23 protein-coding genes are annotated in these 21411 nt (G+C 70.1%); 11 read left to right on the plus strand and 12 right to left on the minus strand.

What is annotated here, in order from left to right; translation table 11 throughout:
• Positions 1-118 precede the first annotated feature (118 nt).
• Complete coding sequence (locus tag AB5T46_RS06395) at positions 119-568, plus strand: YbaY family lipoprotein (protein WP_370563016.1); 450 nt, start codon at positions 119-121, stop codon at positions 566-568.
• A gap of 28 nt (positions 569-596) precedes the next feature.
• Positions 597-1316 (plus strand): MliC family protein, encoded by a 720-nt coding sequence (locus AB5T46_RS06400; RefSeq protein WP_370563017.1) that lies wholly within the window; start codon positions 597-599, stop codon positions 1314-1316.
• A 638-nt stretch (positions 1317-1954) separates the two neighbouring features.
• Here the strand turns inward: AB5T46_RS06400 and AB5T46_RS06405 are convergent.
• Together AB5T46_RS06405 and AB5T46_RS06410 are read right to left on the minus strand one after the other, a co-directional pair.
• Positions 1955-3853 (minus strand): ATP-binding cassette domain-containing protein, encoded by a 1899-nt coding sequence (locus AB5T46_RS06405; RefSeq protein ID WP_370563018.1) that lies wholly within the window; start codon positions 3851-3853, stop codon positions 1955-1957.
• A gap of 593 nt (positions 3854-4446) precedes the next feature.
• Positions 4447-6006 (minus strand): protein adenylyltransferase SelO, encoded by a 1560-nt coding sequence (locus AB5T46_RS06410; protein WP_370563019.1) that lies wholly within the window; start codon positions 6004-6006, stop codon positions 4447-4449.
• A gap of 272 nt (positions 6007-6278) precedes the next feature.
• Between AB5T46_RS06410 and AB5T46_RS06415 the strand changes: the two genes are divergently transcribed.
• Both AB5T46_RS06415 and AB5T46_RS06420 read left to right on the plus strand, forming a co-directional pair.
• Entirely contained in the window at positions 6279-8078 is a 1800-nt protein-coding gene (locus AB5T46_RS06415) for a DEAD/DEAH box helicase (RefSeq protein WP_370563020.1), read from the plus strand.
• A gap of 55 nt (positions 8079-8133) precedes the next feature.
• Entirely contained in the window at positions 8134-8889 is a 756-nt protein-coding gene (locus AB5T46_RS06420) for a type 1 glutamine amidotransferase (RefSeq protein ID WP_370563021.1), read from the plus strand.
• A gap of 6 nt (positions 8890-8895) precedes the next feature.
• On the opposite strand, the gene AB5T46_RS06425 is transcribed toward AB5T46_RS06420, so the two are convergent.
• The 4 genes from AB5T46_RS06425 to AB5T46_RS06440 are packed head-to-tail and all read right to left on the minus strand — an operon-like array spanning position 8896 to position 11252.
• The gene (locus tag AB5T46_RS06425; RefSeq protein WP_370563022.1) at positions 8896-9042 is read right to left on the minus strand and encodes a hypothetical protein; all 147 of its coding nucleotides are present in this window, start codon (positions 9040-9042) and stop codon (positions 8896-8898) included.
• A complete protein-coding gene (locus AB5T46_RS06430) occupies positions 9039-10316 on the minus strand; it encodes a threonine synthase (RefSeq protein WP_370563023.1) in 1278 nt (425 codons plus the stop codon). Before AB5T46_RS06430 ends, AB5T46_RS06425 begins: the two co-directional genes overlap by 4 nt.
• Positions 10317-10320: 4 nt before the next feature.
• Complete coding sequence (locus tag AB5T46_RS06435; protein WP_370563024.1) at positions 10321-10497, minus strand: hypothetical protein; 177 nt, start codon at positions 10495-10497, stop codon at positions 10321-10323.
• Positions 10494-11252, minus strand: coding sequence for a sulfurtransferase (locus AB5T46_RS06440; RefSeq protein ID WP_370563025.1), 759 nt, complete (start codon positions 11250-11252; stop codon positions 10494-10496). Before AB5T46_RS06440 ends, AB5T46_RS06435 begins: the two co-directional genes overlap by 4 nt.
• A gap of 196 nt (positions 11253-11448) precedes the next feature.
• On the opposite strand from AB5T46_RS06440, the gene AB5T46_RS06445 reads away from it, so the two are divergent.
• The 7 genes from AB5T46_RS06445 to AB5T46_RS06475 all read left to right on the plus strand — a co-directional run bounded on the left by AB5T46_RS06445 (position 11449) and on the right by AB5T46_RS06475 (position 15065).
• Positions 11449-11820, plus strand: coding sequence for an ArsR/SmtB family transcription factor (locus tag AB5T46_RS06445; RefSeq protein ID WP_370563026.1), 372 nt, complete (start codon positions 11449-11451; stop codon positions 11818-11820).
• Positions 11817-12353: an SRPBCC family protein gene (locus AB5T46_RS06450; RefSeq protein ID WP_370563027.1), complete on the plus strand. Its 537-nt coding sequence runs from the start codon at positions 11817-11819 to the stop codon at positions 12351-12353. The genes AB5T46_RS06445 and AB5T46_RS06450 overlap by 4 nt, the downstream gene beginning before the upstream one ends.
• 36 nt (positions 12354-12389) lie before the next feature.
• Positions 12390-12866, plus strand: coding sequence for an SRPBCC family protein (locus AB5T46_RS06455; RefSeq protein ID WP_370563028.1), 477 nt, complete (start codon positions 12390-12392; stop codon positions 12864-12866).
• Positions 12867-12915: 49 nt separating this feature from the next.
• Entirely contained in the window at positions 12916-13272 is a 357-nt protein-coding gene (locus tag AB5T46_RS06460; protein ID WP_370563029.1) for a DUF1428 domain-containing protein, read from the plus strand.
• 61 nt (positions 13273-13333) lie between these two features.
• The gene (locus AB5T46_RS06465; RefSeq protein ID WP_370563030.1) at positions 13334-13708 is read left to right on the plus strand and encodes a VOC family protein; all 375 of its coding nucleotides are present in this window, start codon (positions 13334-13336) and stop codon (positions 13706-13708) included.
• A 31-nt stretch (positions 13709-13739) separates the two neighbouring features.
• Positions 13740-14282 (plus strand): SRPBCC family protein, encoded by a 543-nt coding sequence (locus AB5T46_RS06470; protein ID WP_370563031.1) that lies wholly within the window; start codon positions 13740-13742, stop codon positions 14280-14282.
• 375 nt (positions 14283-14657) lie between these two features.
• Positions 14658-15065 carry a VOC family protein gene (locus AB5T46_RS06475; protein ID WP_370563032.1) on the plus strand — a complete coding sequence of 136 codons (408 nt, stop codon included), beginning with the start codon at positions 14658-14660 and terminating at the stop codon, positions 15063-15065.
• 69 nt (positions 15066-15134) lie between these two features.
• Here AB5T46_RS06475 and AB5T46_RS06480 read toward each other — a convergent pair whose 3' ends face one another.
• The 6 genes from AB5T46_RS06480 to AB5T46_RS06505 all read right to left on the minus strand — a co-directional run bounded on the left by AB5T46_RS06480 (position 15135) and on the right by AB5T46_RS06505 (position 21188).
• The gene (locus AB5T46_RS06480; protein ID WP_370563033.1) at positions 15135-15767 is read right to left on the minus strand and encodes a hypothetical protein; all 633 of its coding nucleotides are present in this window, start codon (positions 15765-15767) and stop codon (positions 15135-15137) included.
• A gap of 171 nt (positions 15768-15938) precedes the next feature.
• The gene (locus AB5T46_RS06485; protein ID WP_370563034.1) at positions 15939-16565 is read right to left on the minus strand and encodes a hypothetical protein; all 627 of its coding nucleotides are present in this window, start codon (positions 16563-16565) and stop codon (positions 15939-15941) included.
• Between the two features lie 28 nt (positions 16566-16593).
• Entirely contained in the window at positions 16594-17964 is a 1371-nt protein-coding gene (locus tag AB5T46_RS06490; RefSeq protein ID WP_370563035.1) for an MFS transporter, read from the minus strand.
• 16 nt (positions 17965-17980) lie between these two features.
• Complete coding sequence (locus AB5T46_RS06495; RefSeq protein WP_370563036.1) at positions 17981-18346, minus strand: DUF6164 family protein; 366 nt, start codon at positions 18344-18346, stop codon at positions 17981-17983.
• Between the two features lie 84 nt (positions 18347-18430).
• A complete protein-coding gene (locus AB5T46_RS06500; protein WP_370563037.1) occupies positions 18431-18886 on the minus strand; it encodes a PA2169 family four-helix-bundle protein in 456 nt (151 codons plus the stop codon).
• A 253-nt stretch (positions 18887-19139) separates the two neighbouring features.
• Positions 19140-21188, minus strand: coding sequence for an LpqB family beta-propeller domain-containing protein (locus AB5T46_RS06505; RefSeq protein ID WP_370563038.1), 2049 nt, complete (start codon positions 21186-21188; stop codon positions 19140-19142).
• Between the last annotated feature and the right edge of the window lie 223 nt (positions 21189-21411).

A 21411-nucleotide genomic window follows, 5' to 3' on the forward strand; every position in this document is an offset into this window, starting at 1 on the left:
ATGACGCCGTGCCGTCCGCGGGGCGGCGCCTGTCGTCTACACGTCGCGATCATCCAATCGGACCTATTGTGATTTGTTCGCTCGCTGGCGCAGCCCTCAACGAACCCCGGAACCCGACATGCTGCTCCGTTTCGCCGCCTGCTGCCTGGCCCTGGTCATCGGCGCCTGCCAATCGATGTTTCCCGGCCCCCGCGCCGATGGCGATGCGATCGCCGAGGCAGCCGGACCCGATCGCGCCGTGATCCGCGGCAGCGCCACCTATTACGAAAAGATGTTGATGCCGATCGACTCGGTGCTGTCGGTGCGGCTGGTGGACCGTGATGTCGCAGCCGACAGCGAGCAGGCGATCATTGCCGAGGCCGCCTTCAGCGATATCGCCGGGCCTCCCTATGCGTTCGTTCTCCCCTACGATCCCGCGCGCCTGAAGGATGGCGGCCGCTACGGCATCACCGCCAGCCTGACCACCCCGCAGGGGGAGACGTTCTTCGCCACCGCGGGACCGGTGCCGTTCGAGCCGGAAGAGCCCGGCACGATCGAGTTCAGGATGATCCGCCTGCCGACGCCCTGAACCGGCTCGCCAAGCAAGGAGCTTGTCCATGAATATCGCCCCGACCGCAGCACTGGCCGCCGTCCTCGCAACATGCCTGTGCGGATGCCAACAGCGGCCGGATGCCGCAGACCCCGATCGCGAGGCTGCTTCCACCATCGATACCGACGACGGCGAGGCCATCGCTCCGCCATCGGATGCGCCAGCCAGCCGCAGCTTCCGCTGCGATGAGATCCTGGTCGCCAGCCGCATCGACACCGACGGCGGGCCGCTCGCGCTTTCCCTGTCCGGGCGCAGGCTGGTGCTCGCGCCAGAGGAATCCGCGTCCGGGACCGCCTATGCCGACGAGCAAGGCAACAGATTCCGGTTCGACGGCGATACGGCGACGCTCACCCTGCACGGCGATCCGCCCCGCACGTGCATGCCGACCACCCAGGTCTCGCCCTGGGACGCCGCCGCCGCACGCGGCGTCCGCTTCCGCGCGATCGGCCAGGAGCCCGGCTGGCTGCTCGAAGTCGGCGGCGGCGACCGGCCGACGCTGACCGCGCAGCTGGACTACGGCGAACGCTTCATCGAAGTGGAAAACGCCGAGCCCAGGGCCGACGACGACGGCTTCGAGGGTACGGCCACCGACGGCACCGTCGTGCGGCTCGACATCGAACGCGAGGCCTGCGCCGACCCGATGAGCGGCGAACCTTTCGAGGCCAGCGTCCGGTTGCAGGTCGGCAAACGTACCTACGCCGGCTGCGGCGCGTTCCTGGACGACTGATCGCCACTCCTGGAAACCGAAGCGATCCTCGCGTATCCGCACGCGGGCACCGGCGCTGACGCAAAGACCCCATGTGCCATGTGGGAGCGACGGAAGTAAAGGAAGGGCTGCGCAAAGGCGAGCAGGTGGTGCTGTATCCGGCCGACGACCTCCGCGATGGCGCGCGCACCAAGCCACGTGAGGATTGAGTCCGGGATCTTTCGCGTAGAGCGGAGCTTGCTCCGCTGCGGCCGCGACACGAAGAGCGGCCGCGAGACGAAGAGCAGCCGAGCAAGCTCGGCTCTACGATGGGAGCCGGCGGGATCCACGGCGGCGGCTGTTGCGCAGTCGCGTGCGAATGCGCCGCGCAGCAGCGGCGATCCGGGCGATCAACACGTAGCCCGGATGCAGCGCAGCGGGCGCTTCACAACGGCTGCAGGCCAGTCAATCCGGGGTCCGATGCCCCCCCGGATTGCGGCGCTACGCGCTTCCCTCCTGGCTACGATGACTTCCATCGCTCTCACAGGCAACGGCTTTCATGCCAGTTGCCCTCCGTCACGGAGCATCCCGGCGCCAAGACTTTCGTCACTCGCGGAGGCATGACTGCGACGGGATCAGGCCGCCCTTCATGGCTCGAAGGGGCCGCGTCGGGAGAGGGTTCAGGCCCCGGATGCGCTCTCCAGCGCTTCCCAGCGGGCATACGCGCGGTCCAGCTCCGCCTGGGTGTCGGCCAGCGCGGCGTGGTGCGCGGCAATCGCTTCGGCGTCGCGCCGATAGAACGCGGGTTCGGCCATGGCCGCCGTAAGTTCGGCCACCTGGGTCTCGAGTTGCGCGATCCGCGCGGGTAGCTGTTCCAGCTCACGTGCGTCGCGATAGCTGAGCTTGCGCGCGGGCGCAGGCGCGGCGCCCTGCGCGGCGAATGCCTTCTGCGGCTCGCCCGGTGCGGGCGAGCCGGCGATGACCGGCGCAGCCCCAGGCTGCGGACGCTGCCGCAACCAGTCGCTGTACCCGCCCACGTAATCGCCGACGTGCCCGTTGCCTTCCATCACCAGGGTGGAGGTGACCACGTTGTCGAGGAAGTCGCGGTCATGGCTGACCAGCAGCAGCGTGCCCGGGTAGTCGGCCAGCAATTCCTCCAGCAGTTCCAGCGTCTCGACGTCAAGGTCGTTGGTCGGCTCGTCCATCACCAGCAGGTTGGACGGCTGCGCGAACAGTTTCGCCAGCAGCAGCCGGTTGCGCTCGCCTCCCGACAGCCGCGTGATCGGCGCGCGCGCGCGCTCGGGCGTGAACAGGAAGTCCTGCAGGTAGCCGACCACGTGCTTGCGCTTGCCGCCGACCTCGACGAACTCGAGCCCCTCGGCGACGTTCTCCAGCGCGTTCCAGTCCTCGCGCAGCGTGGCGCGGTACTGGTCGAAGTAGGCGACCTGCAGCTGGGTGCCGATGCGGATCTCGCCGGACTGCGGCTGCAGCTGGCCCAGCAGCAGCTTCAGCAAGGTGGTCTTGCCGGTGCCGTTGGCGCCGATCAGGCCGATGCGGTCGCCGCGCAGGATGGTGCCGCTGAAGTCCCGCACCAGCGGCTTGCCCGGATAGCCGAAGGACACGTGCTTCGCCTCGATCACCTTCTTGCCGGAGCTGCCGGCCTGCGCGGTCTCCATGCGCACGTTGCCGCCCAGGTCGCGCCGCTGCGCGCGGTCGCGGCGCATCGCCTCCAGCCTGCGCACGCGACCTTCGTCGCGGGTGCGCCGCGCCTTGATGCCCTGGCGGATCCAGATCTCTTCCTGCGCCAGCAGCTTGTCGAAGCGCGCGTTCTCCTGCGCCTCGGCGTTCAGCCGCTCCTCGCGGCGGCGCTGGTAGTTGGCCCAGTCGCCGGGCCAGTCGCTGACCTGGCCGCGGTCGATCTCGACGATGCGGGTGGCCAGCGCGCGCAGGAAGCGGCGGTCATGGGTCACGAACACCAGCGCGCCCGGCCAGCCCTTCAGGAAGCCCTCCAGCCAGTCGATCGCGGCGATGTCGAGATGGTTGGTCGGCTCGTCGAGCAGCAGCACGTCGGGCGCGGACACCAGCGACCGCGCCAGCAGCACGCGGCGCTTCATGCCCCCGGAGAGCCGGCCGAAGACGTCGTCGCCGTCGAGGTCGAGCCTGGCCAGCGTTTCCTCGACCCGCTGGTCGGCCGACCAGCCGTCGGCGGCTTCGATTTTGGCCTGCACGGCCGACATCGCGTCGGCGTCGAATTCGTCGGCGTGACTGAGATGATGGAACTCCGCCAGCCAGGCCCCCAGCTCGCCCATGCCCTCGGCGACCACGTCGAACACCGTGCCCGAGGCGCCCGCCGGCACCTCCTGCTCCAGGCGCGAGATGCGCACCCCGCCCTCGCGGCGGATCGTGCCGTCGTCGGGCCGCAGGTCGCCGGACAGCAGCCGCAACAGGGTGGACTTGCCGGCGCCGTTGCGGCCGATCAGGGCGATACGCTCGCCGGAATCGATGGACAGGCTGACTTTCTCGAGCAGGAGCGGGCCGCCGACGCTGTAGTCGACGGCGTTCAGGGTGATCAGGGGCATCGGCATAGTCTAGCGGCTGCCCGCCTCCGCGGCTGATGGCGGGCTGACCGGACCCCCTGTTCGCCGGTCGCCGCAGGCAGTACATTTGCGCCACGATCGACCACCCACCAACGGAGCGCAGCCATGGCCAAGAGCCTGGACAAGAAGAAGGAAGACAAGAAGAAGCCGGAAAAGTCGCTGAAAGAAAAGCGCGCGGCCAAGAAGGACAAGAAAGCCGGCAAATGAGCCGGCTTTTTTGTTTCGCGGCTTCAGGAACCCGGTGGCTCGCCTCCTCGTAGGAGCGCGCCATGCGCGCGAAGCCCGCGCATCCGGGAGACTGGACTGCGTCGATTGCGGCCGGCTGCCATGCTCCGGCCCGGGGGCGTCGACGCGACCCACTCGCCTGGCGCCTCGTCCCTGCCGCCAGTCAGTGATTGTGGGAGTGGCGGTGACATGTCACCGCCGGGAAGTCGCGACTCCCGTCGCTCACACAGGGCAAGATCACCTTCCGGCCTGAAATCGGAATACGGCACGACTGGGGATTCCGCGTGCAGCGGGGCAAGCTCCGCTCTACGAGGGGCCGGCTGCGGCGGGAACGATCGCGGCGCATCGCCCTACGAACTGCACGACAGCATCGAACACCCGGGACGGTCGCGGGCCCAGTCCGGCCGCCGGGCGGCGAACTGTTCGCGGCCGGGTTGCTCCTCGTACGGCCGGCGCATCACCTCCAGCAGCTCGTGGATGCCGCCGTAGTCGCCCGCATGGGCGCGATCGATCGCCTGCTGCGCCAGGTAGTTGCGCAGCACGTAGCGCGGGTTGGCGGCGTTCATCCGTTCGCGGCGCTGCTGCGGCGTCAGCGGGTCGTCATGCAACCGCGCGGCGTAGCGCGCCAGCCAGTCGAGGAAGCCGTCCTCGTGCGCGCGCAGCTTGCCGTCGTCGTAGAACGCGTCGCGCAACGGACCCAGCGCCGGCTGGTCCGGATCGAACTCGGCCAGATCACGGAAGAACAGGGCCATGTCGACCTCGCCCGCGTGCAGCAGCCCGTACAGCTGCGCGGCGAGCGCCGGATCGCCGTCGCGGCAATCGGCCAGGCCCAGCTTGCGTGTGACGTTGTCGCGGTCGGCGCGCACGAACGCGGCGCCGTAGCGGTCGAGCCCGGCCTGCAGCGGCTCGATCCCGTCGAACAGCGGCGACAGCGCCTGCGCCAGGCGCGACAGGTTCCAGTGCGCGACGCGCGGCTGCCAGCCGAAACGGTAGCGGCGGCCGTGGGCGTCGGTGGTGTTCGGGGTCCAGTCCGGATCGTAGTCGTCGACCCAGCCGTACGGGCCGTAGTCGATGGTCAGGCCGAGGATCGACATGTTGTCGGTGTTGAGCACGCCGTGCACGAAGCCGACGCGCATCCAGTGCGCGACCAGCGCCGCGGTGCGTTCGCAGACCTGCGCGAACCAGTCGCCGTACAGCGCCTCGCCCTCGCCCGTCAGTTCCGGGAAGTCGCGGCGGATGGTGAAGTCCGCCAGCCTGCGCAGCAGGTCGGTGTCGCCGCGCGAGGCCGGCAGCTCGAACGTGCCGAAGCGGATGAACGACGGCGCCACCCGGCAGACGACCGCGCCGGGCTCGTCCTGCGGATGGCCGTCGTAGAACATGTCGCGCTCGACCGCCTCGCCGGTCGTCACCAGGCTCAGCGCGCGGGTGGTCGCCACGCCGAGGTGGTGCATGGCCTCGCTGCACAGGAACTCGCGGATCGACGAGCGCAGCACGGCGCGGCCGTCGGCCATGCGCGAGTACGGCGTCTTGCCCGCGCCCTTGAGCTGCAGTTCCCAGCGGCCGCCGTCAGCGCCGATCGCCTCGCCCAGGGTGATCGCGCGCCCGTCGCCGAGCTGCCCGGCCCACTGCCCGAACTGGTGGCCGCCGTAGTTGGCGGCGAACGGTGCCATGCCGTCGAGCAGCGCGTTGCCGGCGAACACCTGCGCGAACTCCGGCGAGGCGACATCGGCATCGGAAAACCCCAGCGCGTCCGCCATCTCGCGCGAATGCGCGATCAGCTTCGGTGCCGGCACCGGCGTGGGCGCCACCCGCGACCAGGCCGCGCCTTGCACCTGGCGCAGGCGCGGACCGGACTGCGGATCGCCGGGCAGTTCTCGCAAAAACGCGTTGTCGAGTCGTGGAAACTGCATGGCCGCGAGCCTATCAGGGCATCCGGCAACACAGCGGGAACGGCGTTACCTCGTGCCGGAGCGGCCGCTGTGCGCCGCTTTCACCCGGAGTACGACCCGCATGGTCCATCATCGAACCGGCCACGGGAGCGCCCACCGATAGGCGCCGCAGCGCCCGCATGCCGCGCGGCAGGAACGTGCCTGCGCCCCTCCGCCGGAGGCTGCCTCGCCCGAAAGCGTAAAATGGCCGACTGCCCGAACGGCTCCCGCTGGCGCCGAACAGAGAATTCTCCATGAGCGCCGAAACCGCCAACGATATCCGCTTCACCGATCTTGCCCTGTCGGAACCGCTGCTGCGCGCGCTGGCCGACGTCGGCTACGAGTCGCCCTCGCCGATCCAGGCCGCGACCATTCCACCGCTGCTGGCCGGCCGCGACGTGCTCGGCCAGGCGCAGACCGGCACCGGCAAGACCGCCGCGTTCGCGCTGCCGATCCTCAACCAGCTGGAGCCGGCGGCGCGAAAACCGCAGGCGCTGGTGCTGGCGCCGACCCGGGAGCTGGCGATCCAGGTTGCCGAGGCGTTCCACAAGTACGCCCGCCACCTGCCGGGCTTCCACGTGCTGCCGGTGTACGGCGGCCAGGGCTACGGCCCGCAGCTGAGCGCGCTCAAGCGCGGGGTGCACGTCGTCGTCGGCACGCCGGGGCGGGTGATCGATCACCTGGAGCGCGGCTCCCTGGACCTGTCGGAGCTGCGTTGCCTGGTGCTGGACGAGGCCGACGAGATGCTGCGCATGGGCTTCATCGACGACGTCGAGGCGGTGCTGAAGAAGACCCCCGAGACCCGGCAGGTCGCACTGTTCTCGGCGACGATGCCGCAACAGATCCGGCGCATCGCGCAGACCTACCTCAAGGATCCGGTCGAGATCGCGATCAAGTCGAGCACCACCACCGCCAAGAACATCCGCCAGCGCTACTGGATGGTCAGCGGCGTCAACAAGCTCGACGCGCTCACCCGCATCCTCGAGGCCGAGCCCTTCGACGGCATGCTGGTGTTCGCGCGCACCAAGCTCGGCACCCAGGAACTGGCCGACAAGCTGGCCGCGCGCGGGCTGTCGGCCGCCGCGATCCACGGCGACGTCGAGCAGAAGCAGCGCGAGAAGCTGGTGCAGTCGCTCAAGGACGGCCGCGTCGACATCCTGGTCGCGACTGACGTCGCCGCGCGCGGGCTCGACGTCGAGCGCGTCAGCCACGTGCTGAACTACGACATCCCCTACGACACCGAGAGCTACGTCCACCGCATCGGCCGCACCGGCCGTGCCGGGCGCAGCGGCGAGGCGATCCTGTTCGTGGCCCCGCGCGAGCGCGGCATGCTCGGCGCGATCGAACGCGCGACCCGGCAGAAGATCGAGCCGATGGAGCTGCCGAGCGTGGAGACCGTCAACGAGCGCCGCGTCGCCAAGTTCCTCGAGCGCATCGGCAGCGGCCTGGAGAGCGGCCAGATCGGCCTGTTCCGCGACCTGATCGAGCGCTACGAGCGCGAGCACAACGTCCCCGCCGTCGAGATCGCAGCGGCGCTGGCCGGCCTGCTGCAGGGCGACACGCCGCTGCTGCTGGAGCCGCCGCGCGAGCGGCCGAGGCCGGCGCCGGAACGCGGCGAACGTGCCGAACGCGGCGAACGGCACCCCGCCCGCGGCGATGCGCGCCCGGCGGAGCGCCCGCAAAAGCCGCGGGCGCCCCGCGACCAGGGCCCGCGCGCGCCGGAAACCGGCATGGAAACCTTCCGCATCGAGGTCGGCCATCGCCATGGCGTGCAGCCCGGCAACATCGTCGGCGCGATCGCCAACGAGGCGGACCTGGAAAGCCGCTACATCGGCCGCATCGACATCCGCGACGATCACAGCCTGGTCGACCTGCCGGAAGGCATGCCGCGCGAACTGATGGAACACCTCAAGCGCGTGCGCGTGGCCGGGCAGCAGCTGAGCCTGCGCCGTGCCGAGGCCGGTGATACCGACGGGCCGCCCCGCGGCAAGCGCCCCTTCGCCGGTCCGCCGCGCGGCAAGCCCGCCGGCAGGCCCAAGCCCGGGAAGCGTTGAGCCACGCACGTAGACCGGCACCGGAGAACAGAAAGACTCCGGCTAGAATCCGGCCATGTCCCGCATCCTGGTGTTCCAGCATGTCGCCGCCGAACCGCTCGGCACGCTCGATCCGCTGATCCGTCGGCGCGGCCATCGCATCCGCTTCGTCAACTTCGAACGCGAGCCGGACGCGCAGCCGAACGTCGACCGCTACCGTGGCCTGGTGGTGCTGGGCGGGCCGATGAACGTCGACGATCGCGCGCATCGCCCGCACCTGCGCACCGAACTGCTGGCGATCGAACGCATGCTGCGGCAGGGCAAGCCGGTGCTGGGCATCTGCCTCGGCGCGCAGCTGCTCGCGCACGTGCTCGGCGCGGGCGTGACGCGCCGCGAACAGCCCGAGATCGGCTGGTACCCGCTGCACGTCACCGACGCCGGCCGCGAAGACCCGGTGCTGGCGCCGCTGCAGGCCGCCGCCCCGGTGTTCCAGTGGCACCGCTACCAGTTCGAGGTCCCGGGCGAAGCCGTGCACCTGGCGCGCACCGAGACCTGCGAGCCGCAGGCCTTCCGCTGGGGCGAAAACGCCTACGGCTTCCAGTTCCACCTGGAGATGGACCAGCCGCTGGTCGAGCGCTGGCTGCACAACCCGCACTATCGCGAGGAACTGCTGGCCTCGGGCCTGCCGCACGACGCACGGGCGATCCAGGCGCAGACGCGGCAGCACATCGCCGCGATGCAGGCCAGCGCCGGCGCGGTGTTCAACAATTTCCTCGACCTCGTCGGCCGCCCGCAGAAGCTCTACACCCTGCCCACGCGCGAGTTCTTCTGAGCGACGCTAGGGCAGGTCCACGCGCTCGTTGCCGGCCGCCTTTCCGGGATCGCTGGTGACCGCGGCGGCGGCGAGGTCGAGCGCCTTGCCGATGGCGGTGCCGGGGCCCGCCCAGTATTCGAACGCAACCCCCGCATAAGGCGGGTGAATCACCCCGCGTTAACGCCGTCGCCGGCCTGCAGCAGGTGCCGCAATGCCGGCAGGTACTTCTCCGCCGAGCCGGTGTTGACCGCGACCACGCGCTCGCCGGCGGCCAGCAGCCCGCGGTCGAGCAGCTGCGGCAGCGCCGCCAGGCACGCCGCCCCTTCCGGCGAGATCCAGTCCCGGGTGCTCCGCCACCGGTCCACGAGTTCCCGCGCGATCTTGGCCTCGCTCACCGCCACCGCCGCGCCGCCGCTGGCGCGCACGATCTGCAGCACGCGGAAGTGGCCGACGCCGCCGGGCACGTTGAGCCCGGTGGCGAGGGTCGCGCCCGCGGGCATCGCCGTCGTGTCGTCTGCGCCGTCGTCGAAGGCACGCACCAGCGGCGCGGTCGACGCGCTCTGCACGCACAGCATGCGCGGCCGCGCGCTGCCGATCAGGCCGAGCGCCTCGAGCTCGCCCCAGGCCTTCCACATGCCGAGCACGCCGGTGCCGCCCCCGGTCGGGTAGATCACCGCATCCGGCAGCGACCAGCGCTTGTCGCCGGGCGCCGGCTCCGCCAGTTCCAGGCCGAGCGACTTCTTGCCCTCGATGCGCCAGCCCGGCTCCTGGAAGGTCGCGACCGAGAAATAGCCTTGCGGCAGGTAGCGCTCGCGCAGCAGCGCGGCGGCCTCGCGGATGGTGGGACCGGCCAGTTCGAGCACGACCTGTCGCGGATGGCGATGCGCGGCGGCGGCGACGTTGCCGAGGATCGGCATCGGCGTATCGCCCGGCATCGCCACGACCACCGACAATCCGCCCGCCAGCGCGTAGCGCACCAGCGAATCGCCGGCGTTGCCCTGCGTCGGCACCGCGAGCTTCGCCAGCCCGAGCCGCCGCGCCTGGGCGACGACCATCGCCATCCCGCGGTCCTTGAAGCTCTGGGTCGGGTTGGCGCCGAATCCCGGGTGCGCCCTGCCCTCGTCCTTGACCCGCAGGTCGAGCGCGGCGCGGCGCGCAACCGGATGATCGCGGTAGTCGAGCAGCGGGGTATGGCCTTCACCGAGCGCGACCACGTGCGCGGCATCGGCGGGGTCCGACACGTCCAGCGCCATCAGCGCGCCGAAGCGCCACATGTCGCGGCGCCCCGGGTCGTACCAGGCCGCATGCGGCCTGTCCGCTGCCAGGCGCTCAAGGTCGAGCACCATCTCCAGCGGCCGGCCGTCGGCCGGATCGAGGTTCATCGGCGCGTCGGCCGGGTACTCGACCCCCGACCCGACACCGCGCAGGCAGCGCACGTACGTCATCGCCTCATGGCCCCAGCACGTGGATCACCTCGCCCAGCTCCGGCCAACCGAACAGCGGCGCCAGGAACCAGTACGCGCCGACGATCACCAGCAGCCACATCGCCAGCTTCAGCACGAAACCGACCAGCTTGAAGGCCAGGTACAGGCCGAGAACGATGACGACGATCCCGAGCCAGCTCACGCTGCATCCTTCAGGTTTTCACTGCCGTCGACCCGCGGACGCAGCGCCGGATCCAGGGCGACGCGGCCGTCGAACACGAAGCAGTCGCCCTCGTAGCCGTACCCGCCCACCTGCTCGAAGTAACCGAGAATGCCGCCGTCGAGCTGCAGGACATGCGGCATGCCGGCATCGTGCATCCATAGCGCGGCCTTCTCGCAGCGGATGCCGCCGGTGCAGAAGCTCACCACGGTCGCATCCGCCAGCGCCTCGCGATGCGGCGCCAGCGCCTCCGGCAGCTCGCCGAAGTTGTCGATCGGTAGCGTCAGCGCGCCGGCGAAGCTGCCATGGCCGACTTCCTCGCGGTTGCGGGTATCCAGTAGCACCAGTCGCCGGCCGGCGGTGTCCGTGCCCTGGCCGATCCAACGCGCGAGATCGGGTGCGGCGACCGCCGGCGCGCGCCGCCCCAGCGGCGCGGTCCCCGCGCGGCGGAAGCCGATGATCTCCGGTTTCACCTTGACCTTCAGGCGCGCGAACGGCTGCGCGCGGCTGTAGCTGAATTTCACCGGCAGTGCGGAGAAACGCGGGTCGTCGCCCAGCCGCGCCAGGAAGGTGGTGATGTCGGCGGCGGCGCCGGCCAGGAACAGGTTGATGCCCTCCCCGGCCACCAGCACGGTGCCGCGCAGCCGGCCCGCCTGCGCCCAGCCGCGCACCTGCCGCGCCAGTGCGGGCGGGTCCTCGACGGCGACGAAACGGTAAGCGGCGACGTTGGTCAGCATGCGCGGATTGTACGGGCTGGCCGCAGCCGGGCGTCGAGCCGCGCGGGCTTGCGACGCCCGCCCGGGCAGGCTGGCGCCGGGCGCGACCGGACGGCCGGACCGGTCCAGGGAAGTCGCGCCGCACCGGCCAGCCTGCCGGCACCCGAAATTCAACCAGGCGGTTGACAACTGAATCGATGAGGCTATATTCAATCATATGGTTGACAGAAGTCCCGACCGCCTGGACACCGTGTTCCAGGCGCTTTCCGACCGCACCCGCCGCGGCATGCTGCAACGGCTGGCGCAACGCGAGCACTGCGTCGGCGAACTGGCCGAGCCATTCGACATGTCGCTGGCCGCGGCTTCCAAGCACATCCAGGTGCTGGAGCGCGCCGGCCTGGTCCGGCGCACGGTACAGGGACGCAGGCACCGGGTGCGGATCGATGCGCACCCGCTGCATGCCGGCGCGGAATGGCTGCGCCACTACGAGCGTTTCTGGAATGCACGCCTCGATGCATTGGCCGCGTTGCTGGAGGCCGACGCGACCACCGCGCCGCCGAAGCGCACCGGAAGGAAGCCGCGCCGATGAGCAGGCGCGATCCGCATGTGCCTGTCATCGACCGGGCGCCCGAACCCACCGGAACCAACAGGAATCACCGAATGGTCACGCTCTATCACCAGATCTGGATCGACGCGCCGGCGACGGCCGTCTATGACGCGCTCGCGACCGCCAAGGGCCTCGGCCGCTGGTGGGCGCCGCATACCTCCACCGGGACCGGCGATGGCCTGGTGCTCGCACACAGCCCCGGCCCCGCACACGGGGACGTGCGGATGAAGGTGCTGGAATGCGTTCCCGCGCGACGCGTCGCATGGGAAATCGTGAGCCGGCATCCGGCGCGCAGCCCCGCCTCGGCATGGGCCGGCACCCGCATCGCCTTCGACCTCGACGAGCGCCCCAGCCCGGGTCAGTGGCTGGGCCTGGACGACGAAGGCAAGGCGATGACGGTGCTGGACTTCCGCCACGCGGGCTGGGATCCCGACAGCGAATTCATCGGCTTCTGCAACACCGCCTGGGGCGTGACGCTGGACATGCTCAGGAAGCACTGCGAACCCAGCCGGTAAAGGATCGATCCCCAGCCCACCTGCAGGTGCATGGACATGACCGCAACCGCTTCCGCCCGCATGCCCGACCTGTCGCGACGTCCGCACGACTTCGTCGTCGAGCGCGAACTGCCGGTATCGCCGGCGGCGGTCTTCGAGGCCTGGACCGAGCGCTTCGAACTGTGGTTCGCCGCACCCGGTTCGGTGCGGATGCGCGCCGAGGTCGACGCGCCGTTCTTCTTCGAAACCGAGTATGCGGTCGAGGCCGGCAGGCCGGCCATGCGGCATCCGCACTACGGGCGCTTCCTGCGCCTGGTCCCCGCGCGCCTGGTCCAGCTCGCCTGGGTCACCGGCGCCGGCGGCACCGAAGGCGCGGAAACGATGGTCACCGTGGAACTGGAAGGCACGGCCTGCGGCACACGCCTGCGGCTGACCCATGCCGGCTTCGCCGACGCGGCGGCCCGCGACAAGCATGCTGCCGCCTGGCCCGACGTGCTCGAGCAGCTGGAGAAGCGACTCCAGGAGGCCGGTTAGCCCCCGGCCGGCATTCCATCCGCCCCACATTCAAGTCAAGGAGCACCCCATGAGTTACGTCGACGGTTTCCTGCTCGCGGTCCCCAGGGACAAGCTGTCCGCCTATCGCGCGCTGGCGCGCAAGGCCGGCGAGGTCTGGATGGAATACGGCGCGCTGCAGTATGTGGAGTGCGTGGCCGATGACGTGCAGCCCGGAAAGGTCACCTCGTTCCCGCAGGCAGTCAAGCTGAAGCCGGACGAGGTGGTGGTGTTCTCGTACATCGTCTACAAGTCGCGCGCGCAGCGCGACCGCGTCAACAAGAAGGTGATGGCCGATCCGCGCCTCGCCGCGATCGACCCGAAGGCGATGCCGTTCGACCCAAAGCGCATGATCTGGGGTGGATTCAAGAGCATCGTCGAGATGTGATCCGCCGTGGATCGGGCTTGCACGATCCCTCCCCTTCATCTCCCAACCACAGGAGCCAGGCATGAGTCGTCCAATGCCCGCCGTCCGCGGCGGCCGCAACATCGCCATGAAGGTCCCGCCACACACCTGGGACGCCACCGTCGCCTTCTATCGCGACGTGCTCGGGCTGAAGCCGATCACCGGTCACGCCCCGGAAACCGGCTTCGAGTTCGGCGCCAACCAGTTGTGGATCGACCGTGCGCCGGGGCTCAGCCAGAGCGAGATCTGGCTGCAGGTGGCCACCGACGATATCGAAGCCACGCGTGCGCGGCTCGAGGCCGCGAATGTCGTGCGCTGCGACGACATCGAACCGCTCGGGGAAGGCGCCGAATCGTTCTGGATCCTCAGTCCTGCCTCGATCGTGCACCTGGTCTCCCCGGAGGAGCGCGAATGGTAGCCACGCCGCGACAACGATACGGAACAGCGTGATGAACGACGCCTACGCCGAATTGACCGCCTCCGACACGGTGCGGATCGAACGCCTGCTGCCCGGCCCCATCGAGCGCGTCTGGGCCTGGCTCACCGAGCCCGACAAGCGTCGCCAGTGGCTGGCCGGGGGCGGCATGGAGCTGCGGGTCGGCGGCGCGGTCGAGCTGCGCTTCCGGCACGCCGAGCTTTCGCCGGTACAGGGCCCGGTGCCCGAACGCTATCGCGAGATGCACGAGAACGGCCACGTCAATCATGGCCGCGTGACCACCTGCGACCCGCCGCGGCGCCTGGCCTATACCTGGGGCGACACTGGCGACGACGCCTCCGAGGTCGCCTTCGAGCTGTCGCCGCAGGGCGATCGCGTCCTGCTGGTCCTGACCCATCGCCGCCTGCAGCGCAGCGACATGGCCAGCGTCGCCAGCGGCTGGCATGCCCATCTGTGCATCCTGCTCGACCGTTTGCACGACCGTCTGCCGGCCAACTTCTGGATCGCACATACCCGGTTGGAACGCGAGTACGCAAAGCGGCTGCCTGCCGCCTGAGCGGGCAGGCCTGTCCGACCCGTAGGAGCGCGCCATGCGCGCGATACCGCGCCGCGCCAGGCAGCCTTCTCCGTTGCGATGAGACAAGCCCCGTCGCCACGGGCGGTGCCAATCAATAGCCAAGCCCATCACGATGGACCAAAATCTCACCCGTTGGCTCGAGATGCGGGCTATTCACTGACACCGCCCGTGGCGACGGCCCACGCTTCACTGCAGCGGAAGGGGCTGCCTGGCGCGGCGTGGCATTCTGCGCCGTGCGGATCCGGCGGCGGACGCCGGCCGCCCCGGTCGCGCCGGCCCGAGTGCCGCGGAACATCCATCGCATCGGACTCGGCGACGCACGACTGCCAATCGTTCCTGTCAAGGAGAATGCCCATGAGCAATATCGCCCTCGTTCCCCACCTGGTCGTCAGCGACGGCGAGGCGGCCATCGCGTTCTACGAGAAGGCCTTCGGCGCCAGGCTGGAAGCGAAGCATCCCGCCGACGACGGCAAGCGGCTGATGCATGCGCACTTGAGTCTCGACGGCGGCGCGCTCTACCTGCACGACGAGTTTCCGGAGTACGGGGAGTTCGGCGGCGCCAAGGCGCCGAACCGGCTCGGCGGCGCGAGCTGTACCCTGCATCTCGAGGTCACGGATGCCGATACCGCCTGGGCACAGGCACAGGCGGCGGGCGCCGAGGTGCTCATGCCGCTGGACAACCAGTTCTGGGGCGCGCGCTACGGCCAGCTCCGCGATCCGTTCGGGCACGTCTGGTCGATCGGCGGACCGCTGAAGGAATAAACGGACATCGGTGCATCGGCCGCCGCGGCGGCCGGGCACCATGGGTGCATTCGCACCCCGCGCCGCGGCTCAGCGACGCGCGAAGTACTGCGAGGAGGTGCAGACGGCGATGTCCTCGGCGCTGGGCGCCGGCATCTCGCTGCCGCGCAGGCCCATCACCCGGACCACGTCGTTGTCGTCCTCGGAAATCTTGGCAATGGCCAGATAGCCGGTCTTGAAGTTCCGGCAGAAGGCGCTGCCGGGGCTGAGCGTCGGCGACTTCTCCGATACCACCCGCCGCAGTTCGACCGGATGCTCGGCGCCGATCATCAGCGCATCGGCGTAGCGTTCGCCCGGGCGATACTCGTCGCTGCCGCGGACGATGGCGACGCGTTCGGTGACGAATTCGGCGCCGTTCTCGCCGCGGATCAGCGCACCTTCAATGGTCACGTTGCCGGTCACGGACTCGGCGATCGGACTCCCCGACTCGAACGTCCCCAGCGCCACCGGATGCAGCATCGGCGGCGCGGCGCGTGCGGTGGCCCGGGTCGGATCGGCCTCCGGCACGTCCGCCGGCGGCGCTGCCTGGACCACGACCGGCGAGGTACGGACCGTGGCGTCGGATGCGGTGTCCGGCGCCGGCTGGCAGCCTGCCGCGAGGGCGAGCAACGCAAGCGCGCACACGGTCAGGACGGCGCGAGCGCCTCGTGGAATCTGTTTCATCACTTGGAGAACTCCATCGCAAGGAACTCCAGCGCACGAACTCAGGGGAGGCAAGGCTGGACACCTGATTATGCGGGCCGGAGTGCAGAAAGATGTTCAACCTGCGTGAAACGCACATCCAACCTCCGCGACCGGGTGCTCGACTCCGGTCAGCTGAAACCGTGCGCATCTTCACCTGGCGGCTTGGTAATGCGCCGCGGCGCACAGGGTGACGTCCTCGGCCGCGGCCGCCGGCATCGATTCGCCGCGCAGGGCGATCAGCTTGACTGTATCGCCGCTGTCCGAAGGCATGCTCGCCAGCGCGATGTAGCCGGTGTCCATGTCTCCGCAGAACGCCGCACCCGGTTCGCCGTCGGGCGGGGTTTCCTCCAGCACCCGGCGCAGTTCCACCGGCTGTTCGCTGCCGACGGCCAGCGCGTCGGCGTAACGCTCGCCCGCCCGGTATTCGTCGCCAGCGCGGACGATGGCGATGCGTTCGGTGACGAACTCGGCACCGTTGGCGCCGCGGATCGCATCGTCCTCGAGCGTCAGCCGGCCGGTGGCGGCCTCCGCCACCGGATCCTCGGGCTCGAACTCGCCCAGCGCCACCGGCCGCACTTCCGGCGGCGCCGCGCGCTCGACCCGCTCCTTGGACGGATCCGGCTCGGGGTTTTCCTGCGGCGGAGGCGCGGTGCTCTCCGCCTGGGGAGGTGCGGCATCGCCAGCCCCCTCCGGTTGCGACGAATTGCAGCCGGCGATGAACCAGGGCGCGGCCGCGACACAGAGCGCGAGCGAGAAACGGCGGAGTTTGGTATTCATCGCAAGGACCGGTGAACCGAGGCAACGATCAATCATAGGAGGAAGGCATGCACGTCACGTGAGCGCGCCCGGCTTCTTCGCCCGCGACTCCGGCGTCGTGCCCGCGTCGCGGCGCCGCCAGCAGCGCGCCGAGCGTCAGCAGCGCCGCCGCGCACAGGTACCAGCCGACCGACTGCAGCCCATAGCGGCCCGCCAGCCAGGTGGCGACGTACGGCGCCAGCGACGCGCCGAAGATCCCCGCCAGGTTGAACGCCAGCGAAGCCCCGGTGTAGCGCACCTCGGTCGGGAACTGCTCGGCCAGCAGCGTGCCGACCGGGCCGTACGTCAGGCCCATCAGGCCCAGCCCCAGCACCAGGAACAGCAGCGTGCCGCCGAGACTGCCGGCGACGAACAGCGGCGCGAAGCACAGCCCGAAGACGAAGATCGCCAGCGTCGCCAGGATCATCGCGCGGCGGCGTCCATGGCGATCGGCGTACAGCGCCGCCAGCGGGATCGTGGCACCGAAGCACACCACCCCCAGCATCTGCAGCCACAGGAACTGTTCGCGGGTGTAGCCGAGCTGCGAGGTGCCCCAGCTCAGCGCGAACACCGTCATCAGGTAGAACAGCACGAAGGTCGCCAGCGCCAGCACCGTGCCGAGCAGCAGCGCACGCGGGTAGCGCAGCAGCACTTCCGCGATCGGCAGGCGCACGCGCTCCTGCCGGTCGAGCACGCGCTGGAAGGCGGGCGTCTCGTGGATGCGCAGCCGCACCCACAGGCCGACCGCCACAAGCGCCGCGCTTGCGAGAAACGGGATCCGCCAGCCCCAGGCGAAGAAGGCGGCGTCGTCCATCATCGCCGTCAGCAGCAGGAAGACGCCGGTCGCCATGAAGAAGCCGATCGGGGCGCCGAGCTGCGGGAACATGCCGTACCAGGCACGCTTCTCCGGCGGTGCGTTCTCGGTCGCCAGCAGGACCGCCCCGCCCCACTCGCCGCCCAGCCCGAGCCCCTGCCCCAGCCGGCACAGCGCCAGCAGCACCGGCGCCGCCATGCCGATCTGGGCGTGGGTCGGCAGCAGGCCGATGGCCACGGTCGACAGGCCCATCGTCAGCAATGCCGCGACCAGCGTGGTCTTGCGCCCGACACGGTCACCGAAGTGCCCGAACACGGCCGAGCCGACCGGGCGCGCGGAGAACGCCAGCGCGAACGTCGCCAGCGATTGCAGCGTCGCCGACGCCGGATCGGCCGCCGGAAAGAACAGCGCCGGAAACACCAGCACCGCGGCCGTGGCGTAGATGTAGAAATCGAAGAACTCGATGGTGGTGCCGACCATGCTGGCGAACAGCACCCGGCGCCGGCCGGCACCGGCGGGCGCCGGATTCGCGCCGGCGGTCGCGCCTCGGCGGCCGGCTGCGCTCATCCGCCGCGCACCATCGTCACCGCCACAGCAGGTAACCGGGCAACGCCATCAACGCCAGCAGCAGCACGATGCCCAGCACCCGCAGCAGGACCCAGCCGGGCCGCTCGCGCAGCAGCGAGGCGAAGGTCTCGGCGCTGCCGGCACGGCGCGCGGCGGCATGCTCGGCGCGCACGCGCGTCCGGCGCTCGCCCTGGTAGGCGGCCATCAGCCGCTTGGCTTTGGCGATGTCGCTGTCGTGCTTGACCCAGATCGCGCCCTGCGAGATGCCGAGCGGGCCGGGTTTGGTCTCGTACCAAGCGATCCGGTGCGCATCGAGAAAGGCGCGCACGTCGTCGGCCTCGTCGTCGGGCACGTGGCGCAGGTTGAGCAGCAGCTTCGACATGGCGCCATGATACCCGCGACCGGGAGACCGGCCTTCGGCGAAGGCCGGCCACGATAGCCGGCCTTCGGCGCTCTGGTGCGCCCGCTAGGCGGCGTGCTTCATCGCCCGCTTGCGGTCGCGCATCACCTGGTGGCAGGACCGCACTTCCGGCAGCAGCCGGATGACGATGTCGCGGGCGGCCACCGGGATGTCCCGGTCGCCGGCGGCGTTCTCGAAGGCCTCCAGCAGACGGTCCTCCGACTCCTCCAGTTCGGCCACGTAGCCGTAGGCCTTGTCGCCGAGTGTCGCGCGGATCTTGCCGTAGAACTGCTGCATGCTGCCGACGGCGGTGCCGGAGGTTTCCACCTTGCCGCCGGCCGCCTGGACCGCACCGCCGAGTTCGTTGACGATCGCCGCCTTGATGCCGGCGATGCGGGTGAACAGCGCCTTGAGATCGGCATCGTCGATCTTGCTCGCGGCCTCCTCGTAGAATTCCTGGCCGTCGCGGGCGATCTCGATGAGGTCGTTGAGGGTATGAGTGGTCTTGTCGTGTTCGTTCATGGTGGGGGCTCCATGGTCTGACGCCGGGATCGGCAGGGCCGATCCCGGAGCGCGGTGTGGGGATACGGCGTGTAGCCGGAGGTGTGCGCACCGCTTGGTGCGAACAACCGCGACACTAGCAACGCCTGGCTCAAGGTAGCGTGATGCGGACGTACCTGCGGCCGGGAAAGGCGACTCCGGACGCACGTGAATGCGTCACGACGCCGAACGTTCCGGATCGGGCACCACGCACAGGCGGCGCCGGCGATCGGGTTCACGCCTTGTCTTCAGCCGCCTCCGGCTCCGGCAGGCGGTGATCGATCTCGTACTCCGGCGGCTCGCCGCCCGGCCCTTGCAGGTAGTGCTCCATCCAGCGCATCAGCCGCAGCGAGTAGTCCCAGCGCGAGGCGGCGCGCGCGTTGCCGTGGCCCTCGCCCGGATACAGCACCAGCCGCACCGGCGCCTGGCCCGCCAGCTTCAGGTAGCGGTACATCATGTACGACTGCATCGGCGGCACGCGCGGGTCGGCCTCGCCGTGCAGGATCAGCGTCGGCGTGCGCGACTTCTGCGCATGCGTGATCGGGCTGGCCTGGCGGTAGAGCTCCGGGTCCTCCCACGGCCAGGTCCCCATGTGGACCAGATACTGCTCCTGCGGGATGTCCCCGGCGGTGACCAGGCTGGCCTGGTCGGAGATCCCCACGAACATCACCGACGCGGCGAAACGCTCGCTGTAGTACGTGGCGCCCCAGGCGCTGGCGTAACCGCCGTAGGAGCCGCCGGTGATGCCGACCTTGTCGCGGTCGACCAGGCCGATCTCGACCAGGTGATCGACGCCGTCGACCAGGTCGTCGAACTCCTCCATGCCGGGGCGCCCGCGATCGAGCTTGGAGAACGCCACGCCGCGCCCGGTGCTGGCGCGATAGTTGGGGAAGAACATCGCGAAGCCGCGCGCGGCGGCATGGTGCGCCGGCTGCGCGTAGCTGTTCATCCAGCCGTTGGAGTAATGCGATTCCGGGCCGCCGTGCACGACCAGGATCAACGGCACGCGGCGGCTGCCGCGGCGCTCGAGCGGATGCACCAGCACGCCTTCGAGCTCGAGGCCGTCGCGGGCGCGGTAGCGCACCGCTTCCTGCTCGGCGAAACGCACGTCCGCGAGCCATGGATTGCTGTCGGTCAGGCGCCGCGGCACAGTCGCGTTCGCTGCGAGGTGGAAGACCTCGTTCGGATGCGTCGGCGCGTTCGCCAGCAGCGCGATCTCGCCGTTGTCCGCCACGCTCAATCCGTACCAGACCGGCCCCTGTGCCGCGAGCAGCGTGCGTTGCCCGCCGCCGTCGACGCCGATCTCGCCGAGCCGGCTCTGCACGCCCTCGTGGCTGATGAACAGCAGCCGCGAGGCATCGCGCCAGCCGACGCTCCAGACGTGCCCTTCCAGGCCCGGCAGCAGGTCGCGTTGTTCGCCGCCGTCCTTGCCCACCACGGCCAGCCGGCCCTCGCGCGGGTCGTGCGCATCCTCGGCGGAAATGATCGCCAGGTGTTCTCCGTCCGGGCTCCAGGCCAGGTCGCCGAGCTTGCCGGGATTGTCGACGCGCCCGAGCTCGCGCCCGTCGGTCGCGATGATGCGCACGCGCGCGAACACCAGGGTGTCGTCGGTCAGCTGGCGCGGCGTGACCACCAGCGCCAGGCGGTCTCCGACGGGGCTCCACAGCACCTTCTGCACGCTGCCCTCGACCTCGACGTGACGCGGCTTCGCCTGGTCGTCGCCGAGATCCTGGATCCACAGCTGCACCGGACGCCAGTCTTCCTCGTACACCTTCTGCGTGAAGCCCTGCTTCTCCAGCGCCTTCGACGCGTCGCTCTCCGGTTCGACGGCCAGAAGCGCCGCCCGGCCGCCGTCCGGCGACAGGCTGAACGCGGAAATGTCGGAGCCGAGCCCAGCGATCCGGGTCGCCTCGCCGCCGCGCAGCGGGATCCGGTACAGCGCCGAGGTCTTGTCGCCGTCGCGCTTGGACAGGAAGGCGATCGCACGCCCGTCGGGGAACCAGGCCGGCGCCTTCACCTCGACCTGGCCGGTCACGAAACCGCGGCTGTCGCCGCCGCGATCGACCACATGCAGTTCGGTGCGGGCGGCGCCGTCCTTGTCCACGCCGAGACGCCGCGGCACCGACAGCACATAGGCGGTCTCGCTGCCGTCCGGGCTGATCGCGACTTGCGTCACCATGCGCGTTTTCGCGATCTGCTCGAGGGTCATGCCATCGCGCGCCTGGGCGCCGGCCGCGGCGGTGGCGAACAACAGGGACAGCAGCAACAGCCGCAGTTTGCGCATGGATCCGCTCCACGTTCAGGAATCCGCACTGTGCCACAGCGGCCGGCGCCGAAGAAGCAAAAGAGCCGGCCATATCGCGCCCGTGCACAAAAGTTACGTCGACGCCACGGATCGCCGCATCGCGACAGGCCGGACGCATATCCTTGTCGCGAATATTCACGCGCGCGGTTGCGATCGCGGCCGGAGTTGTCTAGCCTTTACGGGCTACCCCGTCTCTCGCGCC

This window comes from Luteimonas salinilitoris (assembly GCF_041300785.1).
GTDB lineage: Bacteria > Pseudomonadota > Gammaproteobacteria > Xanthomonadales > Xanthomonadaceae > Luteimonas > Luteimonas salinilitoris.

Coding starts and splice junctions, on each gene's coding strand:
- AB5T46_RS06410 (WP_370563019.1), bottom strand. CDS start 6,006: ATGCAGTTTCCACGACTCGACAACGCGTTTTTGCGAGAACTGCCCGGC.
- AB5T46_RS06455 (WP_370563028.1), top strand. CDS start 12,390: ATGACCGCAACCGCTTCCGCCCGCATGCCCGACCTGTCGCGACGTCCG.
- AB5T46_RS06440 (WP_370563025.1), bottom strand. CDS start 11,252: ATGCTGACCAACGTCGCCGCTTACCGTTTCGTCGCCGTCGAGGACCCG.
- AB5T46_RS06470 (WP_370563031.1), top strand. CDS start 13,740: ATGAACGACGCCTACGCCGAATTGACCGCCTCCGACACGGTGCGGATC.
- AB5T46_RS06430 (WP_370563023.1), bottom strand. CDS start 10,316: ATGACGTACGTGCGCTGCCTGCGCGGTGTCGGGTCGGGGGTCGAGTAC.
- AB5T46_RS06475 (WP_370563032.1), top strand. CDS start 14,658: ATGAGCAATATCGCCCTCGTTCCCCACCTGGTCGTCAGCGACGGCGAG.
- AB5T46_RS06450 (WP_370563027.1), top strand. CDS start 11,817: ATGAGCAGGCGCGATCCGCATGTGCCTGTCATCGACCGGGCGCCCGAA.
- AB5T46_RS06395 (WP_370563016.1), top strand. CDS start 119: ATGCTGCTCCGTTTCGCCGCCTGCTGCCTGGCCCTGGTCATCGGCGCC.
- AB5T46_RS06490 (WP_370563035.1), bottom strand. CDS start 17,964: ATGAGCGCAGCCGGCCGCCGAGGCGCGACCGCCGGCGCGAATCCGGCG.
- AB5T46_RS06460 (WP_370563029.1), top strand. CDS start 12,916: ATGAGTTACGTCGACGGTTTCCTGCTCGCGGTCCCCAGGGACAAGCTG.
- AB5T46_RS06500 (WP_370563037.1), bottom strand. CDS start 18,886: ATGAACGAACACGACAAGACCACTCATACCCTCAACGACCTCATCGAG.
- AB5T46_RS06505 (WP_370563038.1), bottom strand. CDS start 21,188: ATGCGCAAACTGCGGCTGTTGCTGCTGTCCCTGTTGTTCGCCACCGCC.
- AB5T46_RS06415 (WP_370563020.1), top strand. CDS start 6,279: ATGAGCGCCGAAACCGCCAACGATATCCGCTTCACCGATCTTGCCCTG.
- AB5T46_RS06465 (WP_370563030.1), top strand. CDS start 13,334: ATGAGTCGTCCAATGCCCGCCGTCCGCGGCGGCCGCAACATCGCCATG.
- AB5T46_RS06405 (WP_370563018.1), bottom strand. CDS start 3,853: ATGCCCCTGATCACCCTGAACGCCGTCGACTACAGCGTCGGCGGCCCG.
- AB5T46_RS06495 (WP_370563036.1), bottom strand. CDS start 18,346: ATGTCGAAGCTGCTGCTCAACCTGCGCCACGTGCCCGACGACGAGGCC.
- AB5T46_RS06485 (WP_370563034.1), bottom strand. CDS start 16,565: ATGAATACCAAACTCCGCCGTTTCTCGCTCGCGCTCTGTGTCGCGGCC.
- AB5T46_RS06480 (WP_370563033.1), bottom strand. CDS start 15,767: ATGAAACAGATTCCACGAGGCGCTCGCGCCGTCCTGACCGTGTGCGCG.
- AB5T46_RS06420 (WP_370563021.1), top strand. CDS start 8,134: ATGTCCCGCATCCTGGTGTTCCAGCATGTCGCCGCCGAACCGCTCGGC.
- AB5T46_RS06400 (WP_370563017.1), top strand. CDS start 597: ATGAATATCGCCCCGACCGCAGCACTGGCCGCCGTCCTCGCAACATGC.
- AB5T46_RS06445 (WP_370563026.1), top strand. CDS start 11,449: ATGGTTGACAGAAGTCCCGACCGCCTGGACACCGTGTTCCAGGCGCTT.